Source organism: Pseudomonas sp. TS_SC_3 (assembly GCF_056156225.1).
Window position 1 is genome coordinate 1,894,181 of sequence record NZ_CM149586.1, and the last position, 14,815, is coordinate 1,908,995.

General features: G+C 48.7%; 13 protein-coding genes. 12 read left to right on the forward strand and 1 reads right to left on the reverse strand.

Annotated elements, in window-relative coordinates; genetic code table 11:
- Positions 1-27 precede the first annotated feature (27 nt).
- From AC0J6G_RS09140 to AC0J6G_RS09195, 12 genes are all read left to right on the forward strand, one after another.
- Positions 28-753 carry a tyrosine-protein phosphatase gene (locus tag AC0J6G_RS09140; RefSeq protein WP_475253308.1) on the forward strand — a complete coding sequence of 242 codons (726 nt, stop codon included), beginning with the start codon at positions 28-30 and terminating at the stop codon, positions 751-753.
- A complete protein-coding gene (locus AC0J6G_RS09145; protein WP_475253310.1) occupies positions 750-1,517 on the forward strand; it encodes a hypothetical protein in 768 nt (255 codons plus the stop codon). The genes AC0J6G_RS09140 and AC0J6G_RS09145 overlap by 4 nt, the downstream gene beginning before the upstream one ends.
- 326 nt (positions 1,518-1,843) lie before the next feature.
- Entirely contained in the window at positions 1,844-3,193 is a 1,350-nt protein-coding gene (locus AC0J6G_RS09150; protein ID WP_475253663.1) for an undecaprenyl-phosphate glucose phosphotransferase, read from the forward strand.
- A gap of 51 nt (positions 3,194-3,244) precedes the next feature.
- Complete coding sequence (locus AC0J6G_RS09155) at positions 3,245-4,456, forward strand: oligosaccharide flippase family protein (protein ID WP_475253312.1); 1,212 nt, start codon at positions 3,245-3,247, stop codon at positions 4,454-4,456.
- Between the two features lie 8 nt (positions 4,457-4,464).
- The gene (locus tag AC0J6G_RS09160; protein WP_475253314.1) at positions 4,465-5,655 is read left to right on the forward strand and encodes a capsular polysaccharide export protein, LipB/KpsS family; all 1,191 of its coding nucleotides are present in this window, start codon (positions 4,465-4,467) and stop codon (positions 5,653-5,655) included.
- Between the two features lie 990 nt (positions 5,656-6,645).
- Positions 6,646-7,917 (forward strand): hypothetical protein, encoded by a 1,272-nt coding sequence (locus AC0J6G_RS09165; RefSeq protein WP_475253316.1) that lies wholly within the window; start codon positions 6,646-6,648, stop codon positions 7,915-7,917.
- 30 nt (positions 7,918-7,947) lie between these two features.
- Positions 7,948-8,748, forward strand: a complete 801-nt coding sequence (locus AC0J6G_RS09170) for a glycosyltransferase (RefSeq protein WP_475253318.1) — start codon at positions 7,948-7,950, stop codon at positions 8,746-8,748.
- Between the two features lie 58 nt (positions 8,749-8,806).
- Positions 8,807-9,880 (forward strand): glycosyltransferase family 4 protein, encoded by a 1,074-nt coding sequence (locus tag AC0J6G_RS09175; protein ID WP_475253320.1) that lies wholly within the window; start codon positions 8,807-8,809, stop codon positions 9,878-9,880.
- A 133-nt stretch (positions 9,881-10,013) separates the two neighbouring features.
- Positions 10,014-11,162 (forward strand): NAD-dependent epimerase/dehydratase family protein, encoded by a 1,149-nt coding sequence (locus tag AC0J6G_RS09180; protein WP_475253322.1) that lies wholly within the window; start codon positions 10,014-10,016, stop codon positions 11,160-11,162.
- A 32-nt stretch (positions 11,163-11,194) separates the two neighbouring features.
- The gene (gene galE / locus AC0J6G_RS09185) at positions 11,195-12,217 is read left to right on the forward strand and encodes a UDP-glucose 4-epimerase GalE (protein WP_475253324.1); all 1,023 of its coding nucleotides are present in this window, start codon (positions 11,195-11,197) and stop codon (positions 12,215-12,217) included.
- Positions 12,218-12,424: 207 nt separating this feature from the next.
- A complete protein-coding gene (locus AC0J6G_RS09190; protein WP_475253326.1) occupies positions 12,425-12,778 on the forward strand; it encodes a VanZ family protein in 354 nt (117 codons plus the stop codon).
- 156 nt (positions 12,779-12,934) lie between these two features.
- Entirely contained in the window at positions 12,935-13,348 is a 414-nt protein-coding gene (locus AC0J6G_RS09195) for a hypothetical protein (RefSeq protein ID WP_475253328.1), read from the forward strand.
- Positions 13,349-13,442: 94 nt separating this feature from the next.
- Here AC0J6G_RS09195 and AC0J6G_RS09200 read toward each other — a convergent pair whose 3' ends face one another.
- Positions 13,443-14,684, reverse strand: coding sequence for an O-antigen ligase family protein (locus tag AC0J6G_RS09200; protein WP_475253665.1), 1,242 nt, complete (start codon positions 14,682-14,684; stop codon positions 13,443-13,445).
- Positions 14,685-14,815: the final 131 nt, after the last annotated feature.

A 14,815-nucleotide genomic window follows, 5' to 3' on the forward strand; every position in this document is an offset into this window, starting at 1 on the left:
CCCTACGAACGAATAAACGAGTTTGCCATGATCGACCTGCATAACCACCTGCTCCCCGGCATCGACGACGGGGCACCAAACCTCGAAGCCTCGCTGGCACTGGCGCGCGTGGCCGTGCAAGACGGCATTACCCACATGGTGTGCACGCCGCATATCCATCCCGGTCGCTATGACAACAGCCCAGCCAGCATCCAACCGGCCCTGGCCAGTTTTGCTGCAGCGCTCAAGCAGGCCGAGATTCCCCTGCAGGTAAGCGCCGCCGCCGAGGTGCGCTTTGGCATGGAGCTCATGGTCGGCGTAACCCAAGGCACTGTTCCTTTCCTTGGCGCATGGCAGGGTAAAAACGTTCTGCTGCTGGAATTCCCTCACGGCGAAGTACCCTTCGGCGCCGAGCGACTGATTGACTGGTTACTGCAGCGCAACATCACACCCATGCTCGCGCACCCGGAACGCAACAAAGGCATCATGCGCACGCCGTCCAAACTCAAGCCGTTTCTGGAGGCGGGCTGCTTGCTGCAAGTTACAGCGTCTTCAGTGGCCGGCCACTTCGGCCCTGCCGCCGAAGACATCGCCCATGATTTATTGGAACAGGGCGTAGTCACCATCATCGCCAGCGACGCGCACAATCTGGAGCATCGTCCGCCGTTGCTCAGCGAAGGTATGCAAGCGGCGGCACGCATCATCGGTGACGCCAAGGCAGAAGCCTTGGTGCTACACACGCCTTGGCAAATCGCCCAGCAGCATTTCCAATGAACGCCAGCCAAACCCAGGGCCGGCCAAGCCGCCGGCAGCGCCAAGCCACGCATGCACAACCGCAAACTGTGAACCTGTTCACGCAACGCCTGCCGGCACTGTTGGTGCTGTTGCTGGCGGTGGCCTTGCTGGTTGCCGGTGTGCGCATGAGTGTGGCGGGCATTGCCAGCTACCAGGCGGACGCCTTTATTACTGCCTGGGAAAAGACTGGCAATGAGCCCAGCGCGCGCGCCTGGCAAGTCGCGCACAACGCCGCGCAGCGTGCCAACCACCTCTACCCAGTGGCCAATGGCGTTTACCTCGACCAACTGGGCCGCGTGTACAGCTGGCAACAATTCCGCCAGCCCTATGCCGCCCCAGCGGCCGACAGCTCGCGCCAAGGCGCCCTTGCAGCCTACCGCGCAGCAGTTGCCGCACGCGCCACCTCGCCCTACACCTGGGAACGTTTGGCTAACACCAAACTGCACCTGCAGCAATTTGACGACGAGTTCGATCACGCCCTCAACCAAGCCTTCCAATACGGCCCCTGGCGCATCGGCGTAAACCGTCAGCTCGCAGAAATCGGCTTTAGCGCCTGGCCACACCTCACACCCAGCCAGCGCCTGACAATACGTGAAGCAGCCCGCCGTAGCGTTGCCTATGGGCCCAGCGACGCCCAGCACATACTCAAGATCGCCCAAGTAACCGGCCGAGTTGGCGAGCTGTGCAACAGCTTAAGTGATGAACTCAAAACCGTTCGCAAGCTCAGCCCATGCCTGAATTAACCCCACAACTCAGCAAAGCGCCGCTGGGTGGCAAGCAAGGCTGTAACCACACCCGTAACGCCGCAGTAATGCCAACCACCCAGCATGAGTACGCGTAAACACACAACTGCATCACAGGCACCACTGCCATTGCCGAACCTATTCACCAGGATTTTCACATGCCAGGGACGACGCCGAGTAACGCCGCTACATCCAGCACGCCGCACAGAGCCTGCAGGCGCCTAAATAGCGTGGCGTCAGCCAGCACGGCCGCACGTGCTCAGCACGCCCCTGCGCCCAGCCACACATTTGGCCCGCGTGAATCGCGCACCGCCGAGTGGCGCGGCATGACCTTCTGGGGCCAATGGTTAGTCGCTGTCAGCCTGCAATTGCTGCTGCTCAGCGTGCTCGCCCTGCTCAAGACCGGCGAACTGGCCACCCACTACCGGGTAATGGCGGTCATCGTACTGCTCGCCTCAGTACCGGTGTATTCGCTGATGCGCGTTTACCACAAACAGCATGGTTACCTGATAGGCCTTAGTCGCTTGCTCGGCGCTTGGTTAATCCTGCTGGCGTGCCTGATCGCCGCCGCTTTCGCCACTAAAACCAGTGAGCTGTTCTCCCGTGAAGTAATCCTCACCTGGAGCCTGCTGGGTTTTGTGCTGCAGGCGGCCAGCTATGTGCCACTGCATCATCTCTCCCGGCGCTATCAGCAGAATCAGCAAGCCACCCTCACCTCGCTGATTATTGGCACCGGCGAACTGGCCATAAACCTAGCCGATAAATTGGTGCGCCATAAAAAAGAGCCCATGCTCGGCCTGGTGGCCTCCAATGATGAACTGCCGCCTGACACTAACCTGTACCCGATTATCGGCACCCTCGCCCACCTGCGTGACCTGATCGCCAGCCATCGCATCCGTCGCCTGTATATCGCCCTACCCTTGGCCGAAGCCGAATTGGTTGAAGGCCTGTATATCGACCTGCTCGATGCCAACGTCGACGTGGTGTGGATACCGGATTTACAAAGCCTCACCCTGCTCAACCACTCAGTTTCTGAGATTGAAGGCTTGCCAGCTATTCACCTGAATGAAAGCCCGCTCACCGCCTACCCCACAGCCGCCACCACCAAAGCCGTGCTGGACCGTGTAATCGCCTTACTGGCCATAGTTGCCCTTAGCCCGCTGCTGCTGGGCACTGCAATTGCCGTCAAGCGCTCATCGCCCGGCCCGGTGCTGTTCAAACAAAAACGCCACGGCTGGAACGGCACCATCATCAAGGTGTGGAAGTTCCGCTCTATGCGCGTGCACGACGACGCCCAGGTCAAGCAGGCCAGCCGTGAAGACCCACGCATCACCCGCGTCGGCCGCTTTATCCGCCGCACTTCCATCGACGAACTGCCGCAGCTGTTTAACGTGTTGCAGGGCACCATGTCCCTGGTTGGCCCGCGTCCGCACGCCGTGGCCCACAACGACTACTACACCGGCAAAATCGACGCCTACATGGCCCGCCACCGCATCAAACCGGGTATCACCGGCTTAGCACAAATCAATGGCTATAGAGGGGAAACCGAAACCCTCGACAAAATGGCAAAACGCGTAGAGCTGGACCTGGCCTATATCAACAACTGGTCGCTGTGGCTGGATATCAAAATACTAATCAAGACGCCGTTTACGTTGTTATCCAAAGATGTTTATTAAAAGCAGTCCGTGCGCAACATAAAACCGCACAATATATCGGCACAATAAAACATGACCATCCAAAAGAAAGAAACAACAATTTCCCTAGCAGGCGTAGTAGTTAGTCAAGCTCTACTTTTTGCATGTTTCATTTTGGTTGGACGAAACTGGGGAGCAGAGGAACTTGGTAATTTAAACTTAAATTTAAGCCTTGGGGTTTTTATTGGTACAACAATAGCCTTTAGATATGAGCTTGCCTGCATACAAGACAACTGCAAAGAGTCATACAGCGCACTTGTGCATACACTACTGATAAGCTTATCGACATTGATTTTTCTATATCTACTCACCCAAATCTGGAGCTTAGCCGAAGCCACTACAATCCTTATATTCGCAGGGACCTTTATAACACAGCAGTCGTGCAGCCTTTACCTTAACACCCTAAGAGAATATAAAAATATAGCATTAATAAAGATCACAACATCATTTGGATTCGCTATTTCTTTAATTACTTTAACAGTAGTAGAGCACACATCAACCACATTTGAAATCTACACTTATATCAATCTTTTTGTCAGCTTCGGGCTACTTGTAATAATCATGAAAAAATCTAAAAAGCCTAATTTAAAACTAGACTTCTTCAAGAAAAACGTCAAGTTCCCGAAGTACACCCTCCCAGCAACTATACTAAACGCAACTTTGACTTACTCGCTACCAATCATAATACCTTTTTTATTTGGCTCAGTTACCGCTGGTTTTTTTGCTGCCGCACAGCGGTTTGGTTTTTTCCCAGTATCACTAGCTGCGCAAAGCATAAGCGGTATATTTAGAAGAGAACTAATCGCAGCAGCACAATCAAATAGCAACTCCGGCATAAAAATCTACAAAAGCCATGCTAAATTATTAGCATTATTAGCTCTGTCATATCTAGTAATAGGCAACGTTTTTTTTGAGCCGCTAATTATATTTCTACTAGGCGAGGACTGGGGGGACGCAGCTACATACTTCAGAATATTATCACCTCTTTACGCAATTCAAATTATATACATCCCTTTATCACAAGTATTTATTTCTACAAACAGCCAGCAAAAGGACTTGGCAATCCAGGTAATTATCTTCTTTGCTGCAGCAGGTTCTCTCTATTTTTCTTTCAAACTGTCCCTCGACATCCAGACAACATTGCTAATATTCTCTGCATCCAGTACAGCGACCCTAATTCTAGGAATATTGACAACTTACAAAGCAATTCATACATTCTCAAACAGCCAAGTAACTAACCGTTAAGCCGAAATATGCGAATTCTATTTATTGTCGACTCAATGCAGCGCCATCTTTTTTTCTCTAGAGTTGCTACTGCATTAAAGAACGATCATCAGATTTTCTTCTCAAGCTCAGAGCCACTATCTATTTTCCTAGCACGGCTTGGAGGAATAGATGGAAAACATCTCACGCAAAACGAACAGTGCCAAGGGAGTTTCTCTAGAGCAGCGCTTATCGAAGCTTCGGAGAAATCAATTGAGGTATTGAATGGTGCATTTACAGTAAGTGAAGCTGCCCGACAAATAGAACTCATTGCTGAAGGCTTGTACGCGTACATAAAAAAACAAAAAATTCAAAAAATTATAATTTGGAATGGCCAGCAAATCATAGGGCGCGCAGTTAAGCTTTCTGCACTTAAGGCCAGCATATCTTGCCAATACTTAGAACTATCTAACCTACCTGGAAAAATATTTTCTGACCCTAAGGGAGTTAATGCTCTTTCTAGCATAGCTCACGATATAGCAATAATCGATCGATTACCTACTGTAAACAAGAAAGACCATCAAAACTGGCTTGTTCTTTATGAGAACGAAAAGAAAAAAATATTACCACAATCTAAAAAAAATATTAAAGAAGAAATATTATCCATAGTTAACTATGGGGCTAAATATCTTTTCAATAGTGCATGCCTGGTTCCTCTCAGCAAAAAGAGAAAACCATCTTTTCGATCTCCGACTCCAGAAGTTGGAATAAATTCGAATGCACGGTCGAGCGACTACATATTCTTACCCCTGCAAGTATCGTCTGACACACAAATAAAGCTTCACTCTGAATATAACAATATCGATGCTATTCGCTACTCCCATTCGGAAGTTCAAAAAAAAGGCCTTTTATTAATAGTTAAAATCCATCCTGCTGAAGATGACCCCGATGAAATCGAGAAAATAACGAGACTGCAGAAAAAGCTCGGATTTCTACTAAGCACCAAGAACACAGTTGAACTAATAAAAGGGGCCAGCACTATAATAACTATAAATTCAACTGTTGGAATGGAAGCATTATTATATGGAAAGCAAGTCACGACACTCGGAAGAAGCTTATACAAAAATTTCAACGAAGAAAGTTTAAAAAAATATATCCATCATTATCTGGTCAGCGACATCAATTATTTTAGCTCCGAACAGATAAGTAATATAAGCGCACAGAAACTTATTGGAATCTAATTATCATTTTAAAAATTTTAACTTCATATCAAGCGCACCGATTTCCGACCTGTATAAGTCCAATTTTTTAACCGGACTTGAGCCCTTGGAGGGCTCTACAACTTTGTAGGCTGACCTGATCTGACGAGATATGTAGTATGCGATTTCCTGAAAAATCAATAAAGCAGACGCTCTTCTCCGTTGCAGGGTAAGCGGATAAACTGGAACCTACATTAGCCCCGAGACAATAACGCCGAGCGCCTTCAGACCCAGTTTTTATTAATATTACGAGTAGCTCCCTTTTTAGCCAAGCGAATCGCAAAAAATGATAGTGGCAAATTAAACGTCCGGACGAAGCGCAAGCAGAACAATCATAGGCGTTGAAAAAACTCATTCGACTAAACAGGTGCACATTTTCGATGTAGTAAAAAATCACTCAGCAGATTAGCCTGTTAACAGTATCGAACTTAGGGGCAGTGGAAACAGAAAATAATCGAAGAGTAGATTAACTCGTAATTCTTGAAGTTAAACATGTAGGGCATTCTTTAGTAGAAAGCTATACGTTTCCGTCTGGAAGGTAACTTACTTTGCGGCTGAGATATTTTTCGGGTTATTTAGTGAGAAACCCCATGTAAGTCTTGCCCTCGATAGAGCTTTACTAGAGGTACTGGATGGTTGTAATCAATTTTACTCACTCAGGCACGAGTACATTCCCCTAAGCATGATGACAGTAGCCCATACGCCAGTATTGTCAGCGCTACGATCGGCGACCAGGATTATATTAAGTAATTATTCACGGTGAGTATTTATTAGGTCTTCATCGAATCGACGAAAAACCTTAAACACAAGTACAACGTAATTTTTTTAGCTATTTAAATCGCCCAATGTGCATCGTATATTAGATTCCTACTGCAGCTTAAATTTCATGGACTTGCCGATTTTTCGATCATAGCCTACGTACAGAATTCCCAGCAAAGCTTCACGCTACAACTGATAATGGTGAACTTTTAAATGAATGTGATAGCAGAAGATAAACACATGCAAGAGCTTTCAATGATAGGTCGCAGACCAAAAAAATATAAAATTAGTGAGCTGCCGCCTAAAGATAAATTTATTCTACTAACCTTCTCGCTCAGTATATTTCTTATAACAATTAATACATTTAGCATAGTAGCCACCGCGACAGCTTATTCTCTCCTTCTTCTGATTGTGCTAATCAAACCGAGAACTATTGCACGACCAAAAATAAAAAAAGAAATATTACTCCTTTTGTCGGTTAATGCTTTTATAATATTGAATGCTGTTTGGCAGGATTTCCATGCCAATAATCTGGTCAAACTATTGGGGTTACAGGCTTACTCACTTCTAGTCATAGCCTGTTTTAAGAGCGGACTTATAAAACCAGGAGCTATTAATCTTGCAGCACGATTCACAATACTCGCTCATTCTTTTATTTTTATTTACCAGCTATCTTACTTCTTACTATTCAGGGAATATTTGGACATAAATTTAATTATAAGTGATAGCCAAGCAATTTCATTATACCAATCAAAAGCACTAGAAGGACTTTTGATTCCCATAAGGGCTACAGGCGCTTTTACCGAGCCTTCTTTTTATTCAATGACTGTTCTAACCTCTGCAATCGTATTAGTGCTACAGGAGAGAAAAATATCTAAAGTAGTTATTTTAGCTTTTATCACATCACTTCTAAGCCTTTCAGTAGCCGCGATAATTATTACATCAACTTTATTCTTAATCTTTCTTCTTAATTTTAAAGAACATAAAACTATAAAAATTAGCGCTCTACTAATTTCATTATTCATCGCACCCCACCTGTATAATTACTATGACGCACGCATTAACAAATCAACTGACTATGATGCTCTGGGAAGCAGAACACTAGTATTTAAAGAGATCCAAGAAAGACCTTTAATCAAAAATTTATTTGGGGGCGGTATACTTTGGGACGATCGTCACCCGGTAGGTAAATACTCACTTTCTGGTGCCCAAATTAGAGACTCTTCTTTTTATGTTTATATATTTTATACTGTGGGAGCTATAGGCAGCGGGTTATTTTTTATTACTATTTTTACATCACTTAGAGGTGACTTTTTGCCACTACTCTGCGTGCTGGTGATTTTGCTTTTCAAATTCCACATACTACAGGGTACATTCTGGATTCTTTTGACATTCATATATTTATCAAACATATCGAAATTTAGGCGACCCGAAATTATTAAAAACCATAGGCAGAATAATATACCACGCAACACGACAGATTGATTATTAAAACCAATCACTTGGAAGTTTATTATGAAAAAATGCTGCGTACTCATACCTTACTTCAACGATGGACCGGCACTAATATCATCATTAGATAGCGTGAACGAAGCGAGCACACAAGTCGACGTAATAGTTGTGGATGATGGCAGCAAGGAAATCAAAGCAAAAGACGTACTTAAAGAGTACAAAGGAACGCTGAAAATAAATCTAGTTGTGCTTCCATTAAACCAAGGTATCGAACATGCATTAAATTCTGGATTAAAGCTATTTTCAGATAATTACGAATACATTGCACGATTAGATTGTGGCGACACCTGCGTGAACAACAGAATACAAAAACAAATATCTTATCTTGACGCCAATCCCGAGTGTCAGGTTGTTGGGTCTTGGGCAGAGTTCACTGACATGGAAGGGCGCCACATACTAACTATTAGGCATCCAATTGAACACAATGAAATCAAGAAAGGATTTATGATCAATTCAATGATAGTCCATGTGTCTGCAATGTTCAGAGCATCAATTTTTAAACAAGTTGGATTCTACCCAACTGATACGCCGGCAGCCGAGGACTATGCGCTTTTTTCAAAAATAATCAAAACCCATAAAATGGCCAACATCGGCGAGATATTAGTTAAATGCACTGTTAACCCGCTAGGGATATCAACAAAGAAGAGGCATCGCCAGATAGCTTCCAGAATAAAGATTATGCTAGCGAATTTCTCATTCACACCTTATGCATTCCTCGGCATAGCTCGATCTACTGCGCTGCTATTAGTCCCAAGAACCGTTAGCTTAAAGATAAAAAAATTGGTCGATTCAAAAACCCATTAACATAAATAAGCATTATATTATTATGATAGCTTTCTTCATATCATCCGCCGAAGGTGGCGTGCGCAAACACGTACTTGATCTTCTTGAAAACAGCAAATTACTTAACGACAGATGCAGACTTATCGTTTTCCCTAAGAACCAGCAAGATGAATTGTTTGCCACCAGGAAAAAAGGGATATACCAATGGAGAGGACTGTATATAAATAAATCGCTGGGACCCAGGGATGCTTACAATTTTTTCTTAATACTTTTTTACCTATATTCATTCAAAGTCACCGTCGCGCACTGCCATTGTGCTAAAGCAGGCCTATATCTTCGCTTAGCGAAAATATTTAAATGGAACCTTAATGTTATTTATAGTCCTCACGGGGGGGCTTTCCATAAACAAAACCAAGGGAAAATGTCATATATAATATCTACCCTTGAAAAAATACTCGAGAAGCTAACTACAGCATTAATTTTCGAAAGCTTTTACGCAAAAAAAATGTACTTGGATATCATCAACACAAACCCTAACAAGTGCAACGTCATTTACAACTTTGTCGAGATTTCAAAAACAGGAAAAAACCCAATTAAAGCTGAAGAGTTTATTAAATCAAAATCAGCTCAATCAAAAAAAATCATAACCATTATTGGCAGAGTGCGCCATATAAAAGGACATGACACACTTCTAAATGCATGCTCTCTTACTAAAAATAATATTTTTTTATTAATTGTAGGGCCCAGCGAACCAGACTATTTAGAAGAAATTCGACCATTACTAGAGGGTGTTGATCACAAACTATGGGGCGATGAGACTGATCTTCTACCTTTCTATACATACAGCGATGCAATCGTAATACCGTCTAGGGCTGAATCGTTTGGTTATGTGCCGATCGAAGCACGTATGATCAACAACAAAATTATAGCCTCTAAGATCCCAGCATTCGAAGAAACTCTTTCGGATTATGACGGCGTATATTTTTTCACCCCAGAGAACCCCTATTCATTGGCGTTATCAATAGATGATGCACTTCAATCACCATCAAGAGAAAAAAAACTGAACACTCTACCCAAATTCTCGCTTGAGCAAATGATTTATTCTTTCGAAGAAATATATAAAGCATTACTAGAGAAAAAACGAGCAGAATAAATATTTTATCTCGTATTCATTAGCAAATGAAATTCTGCATTTCAGCAGCAAGTAAAATTGATCCGGTTAGGGTGTAATACATCTGCTGGCATCTTTCAGGCCATTTACTCTGAGGACTCTGCCTGGTCTGAGTATGGTTGCGGCAAACTGCAAGCCGCGCGACTCTCCTCCAACCGTTCTGGCGTGGAGAGTTGAGGTCGGTACTGGTTGTGTTGGCAGGCCTTACGTCCGCCCAAAAAACTACTATCAAATAAGGATTCAGATGAACTGCGCTGTCATTTTCGGAGGCTCCGGTTTTATTGGCGCTTTCTTTGCCAATCAACTCCTTTCTCAGTTGGGTGTTAACAAGGTTTACCTGTTTGACCAACAACAGGTCGCCGACAAAACTTTTGCTTACCGTACCCAGTTGATCAGGGCAGAGCCTTTCATCGTCGAGGTCAGCGGTGATGTGCGTCAGGCGATTGCTTGGCAGCCGGAGGAAAAGGTCTGCCTGATCGCCAACTTCGCAGCTGTGCATCGCGAGCCGGGACACGAAGATTTCGAGTACTACGAAACCAACCTACTGGGCGCCGAGAATGTCTGCGCCTGGGCTGAACGGGTCGGTTGTAACGAGATCATCTTTACCAGCTCCATCTCGCCTTATGGCGCAAGTGAGCAGCAGAAGGACGAACGCTCCCTGCCGGTTCCACTCACTGCCTACGGCGGCTCAAAGCTGGTAGCTGAGAAGATCCACCAGACATGGCTGGCAGCCGACCGGGTGCATCGCCATCTAGTGATCGTTCGCCCTGGCGTAGTGTTCGGCCCCGGCGAAGGCGGCAATGTCTCGCGTCTGGTTAAGGCCGTGCTCAATCGCTACTTCTTTTATATGGGCAACCGCGACACCCGCAAAGCCGGTACCTATGTTAAAGAGCTGTGCGCTGCCATGTGCTGGGTGCTGCAGCGTCAGAAGGCGCAGGGCCAGCATTTCAGCCTATTCAATATGTCGATGAATCCCGGTCCTTCCATCCAGGAATATGTGCAGGCGATCTGCAAAGTGGCTGGTGTTCAGCGCAGGGTGCCGGGCATTCCTTACCCTCTGCTGCTGACCATCGCCTATGGCATCGACCTGATTGCCCGTCCGCTGGGTATCAAGCACCCGTTTAGCCCGGTGCGTATTCGCAAACTGGTGCGCTCCAATAACATCCATCCGGGATATTTGGTTGAGCAGGGTTATACCTACCAATACACCCTAGAGTCTGCGCTAGCCGACTGGAAAACTGATTGCCCAGAAGAGTGGCGCTGACCATATCCCTTGCTTTTTATGGATGCTGACTTTTGACTGACAAAATTCTGGTAACCGGCGGCGCTGGTTATATCGGTTCGCACACGACCCTGGCCTTGCTCGAAGCCGGTTTCGACGTAGTGGTGCTGGACAACTTGTGCAATAGCTCGCTGGAGTCGCTGCGCCGGGTCGAACGCATTTGCGGTAAGACGCCGCTGTTTATTCAAGGTGATATTCGCGACCGCGCCTTGCTGGATGAGTTGTTCGTCTCGCACAAGATCGGCGCGGTGTTGCACTTTGCCGGTTTGAAGGCGGTGGGCGAGAGCGTGCAACAGCCCCTCGATTACTACGCGAATAACGTTGCCGGCAGTGTGACCCTGTGCCAGGCCATGGCACAGGCTGGAGTGTTCCGCCTTGTGTTCAGCTCGTCTGCCACTGTGTATGGCGAGCCAACGCAGATGCCGATCCGCGAGGACTTCCCCGCAGGCGTACCGACCAACCCCTATGGCCGCTCCAAGCTGATGGTTGAGGAGTTGTTGCGGGATTTGGCGCATTCAGACCCGCGCTGGAGCATCGCCCTGCTGCGCTACTTCAACCCGGTGGGCGCACATGCTAGCGGGCTGATCGGCGAGGACCCAAATGGTATCCCCAATAACTTGCTGCCCTATGTTAGCCAGGTGGCAATCGGCAAGCTCAAACAGTTATCGGTGTTTGGTGGCGACTACCCGACAGTAGACGGCACCGGAGTGCGTGATTACATACACGTGGTGGACCTGGCCGATGGACACTTGAAGGCGCTGCAGGCAATCAGCCAGCGAACTGGGGTGAATATCTGGAACTTGGGCACTGGCACCGGCTACAGCGTGCTGCAGATGATTCGTGCGTTCGAACTTGCCAGCGGCCAGCCGGTGCCTTACAGGGTGGTCGAGCGTCGCCCTGGTGACATAGCCGAGTGCTGGGCAAACCCCGCAAAAGCAGCCAAAGAGTTGGGCTGGAAAGCTGAACGCGACTTGCCGCAAATGATGGCTGACACCTGGCGCTGGCAGTGCGCCAACCCTCAGGGGTATTCGCAGTAAGCCGGTTATTAAATAGAGAATGATGCGTTTGATGAACAGCCCAACCAGCTTAAAGCCCCCTGCCCTGCCCGCGCGATTGAGCAGCCCCTGTAATGCTGCTGCGCCCTACCGCGTAGCCCCTGTTGCTGCGCCTGCGAAGTGGGGTTACAGGCCGCAGCGGCCGTTAACCGTGCAAGGACAGCCGAGCAATATTGGCGGGGTATTAGCGTGAGGTATGTACTGTTCACGGCCTGTATTTTGGCGCTTTGTTATGGCCTATTCCGCCCGGAATCACCGCCAGATTTATTCGAACAATCTGACAAGTTCTTGCATCTGTTGGCATTTGGCGCGGTGGCGTTTAACAGTCGGTTGGCATTTCCGCGAGTTTCAGCGTGGCTGTTCTGGGGGCTGTTGTTTTTGCTTGCGCCGTTATTGGAGTGGCTGCAGCATCGCCTGCAACCGAGCCGCCAGTTCAGCCTGGAGGACATACTGGCCAATCTGCTTGGTGTACTGCTAGGGCTGATCGCTTGGTGGGGCTGGTGCGCTTTGCGCAAGCGCTTTGCGCTTCTGCAGCGCGCTTGATGATAAACACCAAGCCTTGCATGCCGTTCAGCGGCGCGTTGCCTGCGTAACCTTGAACGCCCCTGCATCCGGCTACACCTAGCGTCACAGGCGGGTGGCTGAGAGTAGTAATGGATAGAGCTGCCCTGGCCGTGCTTTACAGCGAGCGTATCCGTCATGAACCTGAGCCCTGGTGACACTAACGTCCAGCCGTTGTGGCTAGTGGTGCGTTGTCCGTCCGTTGAGCCAGCTGCACCAGCCGGCATTAGGCTTTCACAGCGTACCTATTTCACCGGTGTAGTTCTCAAGGCCAGCCTATTGAGCGCCACTGCTGTGCGCTTGGCGGCAATGGCTCACGGCTGCAGCTATTGGCTAAGGCGCTTTGGGCCGGCTCCCGGTTTATCGGCATTAGCGTTTGTGCCGTTGCCTGGCTGTGCTAACCACCAGCCCCTGCCTGTAGTTCTACGTGACGATGGACTGACCCATGTGCATTTGGTCGATCACATCGTCTACAAACCTGGCACTGAGGCCTTTGGTTTGTCGCGCTGCGTCAATGGCGTGTGTGTGCTGCACGTGCTGCGCGAACGTTAGCCATTTTGCCTGCTGCACGCGCTGCGCCATGCACTTGAGGGCGATTGGCACAAGGGCCGGGAAACCCTCGATGATTGTTAGGCGCCCCACTCGTTTAGTCCTGCGCCGTGCGGCGTTTACGCACGCGCGGCTTACTATGGCTGCCAGCCAGCACGGCTATCGCGCAGAGCACCACCAGGGTGGCAGCGTTGGCGGGGATTTGCAGGTTAAAGTCGGTACTGGAATGAATCAGCAAGGCGATGATGCCCATGGCAGCGCCGAAACCAACGCCGCTGCGATACACCGACTCGCGGCGCCATAAGGCCTTTAGCGCATACCACAGCGCCAGCAAGATAAAGGCTGCTAATGGCAGCGTGCCGAGCAGCCCGAACTCAATGGCAAATTGCAGGTAGTCGTTATGGGCGTGGTCAAAGTGCAGGCGAATGTCTTCGCCTGGGTATTTCGGGAAGACGGCCTCGAAGCTCCCCGCGCCCTGACCGACCAGTGGCCGCTCTTTTAGCAGCGGGATGGCGTAGCCAAACACGTCGTCGCGCACTTCGTTGGCTTGTTGCACCACTTCGCCATTGACCATCACATCGTTCAGGCGGGTGTTGAGCAGTCGGTCCTTGAGTTTTTCCAGGCCGAAGTACTGGCTGATCACCAACACGTCGATAAGGATAATGCTGACCAAAATCAGGCTGTTGCGCACACGGTGCTCTTTTTCCAGCAGCACAAACAAACCGCCCACGAGCAACAGGCTGACGAAGAACGCGGCATTGCCCATGCGCGAGTGGCTCATGACCAAGGCGATGACCATCACTACCAAGGCCAAACGCAGGCGCGCTTTGGGCCCCATGAGGAGCTCCAGCAGGTTGACCCAACTGAAGGGGCGGTTATCACGCAGGGCCAGCAGCAGGCCGATGCCGCAGGCCAAGGTCATTTCCAGGTATCCGGCCAGGTGATTACGGTTAACAAAGGTGCCGGTGGCGTCGCCGATGTAACTGGTTTTGGGAGCAAAAAGCAGCCACTCAACCCCAGACAGGGTCATGAATGCACCCCAAAAAGCTTGCAGCGCGCCACTGACCACCAGTGTGCCAAGCAACAGACTCAGTCGTTTACGCGTGTGAAAAAGGCTGATCACAAGCAAGAACAGCAGGCTGTAAGCCAGCCCGAGCATTAGGTATTGGAACGTCGCACCATTGTCTACCGACAGCCCGGCCAGCCATTGGATGGCAACCCAGGCTTGCGTCAGCAATAGCAACCCCAGCAAAGGCAGCCCAGCGCTTAACGACTGGCTGGCTTGGGGCGTAGCACTGCGCAGCTGAGTGGCTGCCCAAACGCTGCCCAGCGCGCCCATGAGCAACACAAATACGCCTATGGACCAGTCACGATTACTGCCTATCGGTAAGGGAAGAAAAACCAAAACAATGAGGGTTGCAACAACCAGGAATCGCTCAAGACGGCTAGTCGGCTGGGGCATATAAAGGC

Bases quoted from the DNA above. Each gene is read 5' to 3' on its own strand.
- AC0J6G_RS09180 (WP_475253322.1), top strand. From the start codon at position 10,014: ATGGTTGCGGCAAACTGCAAGCCGCGCGACTCTCCTCCAACCGTTCTG.
- AC0J6G_RS09165 (WP_475253316.1), top strand. From the start codon at position 6,646: ATGAATGTGATAGCAGAAGATAAACACATGCAAGAGCTTTCAATGATA.
- AC0J6G_RS09155 (WP_475253312.1), top strand. From the start codon at position 3,245: ATGACCATCCAAAAGAAAGAAACAACAATTTCCCTAGCAGGCGTAGTA.
- AC0J6G_RS09170 (WP_475253318.1), top strand. From the start codon at position 7,948: ATGAAAAAATGCTGCGTACTCATACCTTACTTCAACGATGGACCGGCA.
- AC0J6G_RS09195 (WP_475253328.1), top strand. From the start codon at position 12,935: ATGAACCTGAGCCCTGGTGACACTAACGTCCAGCCGTTGTGGCTAGTG.
- AC0J6G_RS09145 (WP_475253310.1), top strand. From the start codon at position 750: ATGAACGCCAGCCAAACCCAGGGCCGGCCAAGCCGCCGGCAGCGCCAA.
- AC0J6G_RS09140 (WP_475253308.1), top strand. From the start codon at position 28: ATGATCGACCTGCATAACCACCTGCTCCCCGGCATCGACGACGGGGCA.
- AC0J6G_RS09160 (WP_475253314.1), top strand. From the start codon at position 4,465: ATGCGAATTCTATTTATTGTCGACTCAATGCAGCGCCATCTTTTTTTC.
- AC0J6G_RS09150 (WP_475253663.1), top strand. From the start codon at position 1,844: ATGACCTTCTGGGGCCAATGGTTAGTCGCTGTCAGCCTGCAATTGCTG.
- AC0J6G_RS09200 (WP_475253665.1), bottom strand. From the start codon at position 14,684: ATGGGCGCGCTGGGCAGCGTTTGGGCAGCCACTCAGCTGCGCAGTGCT.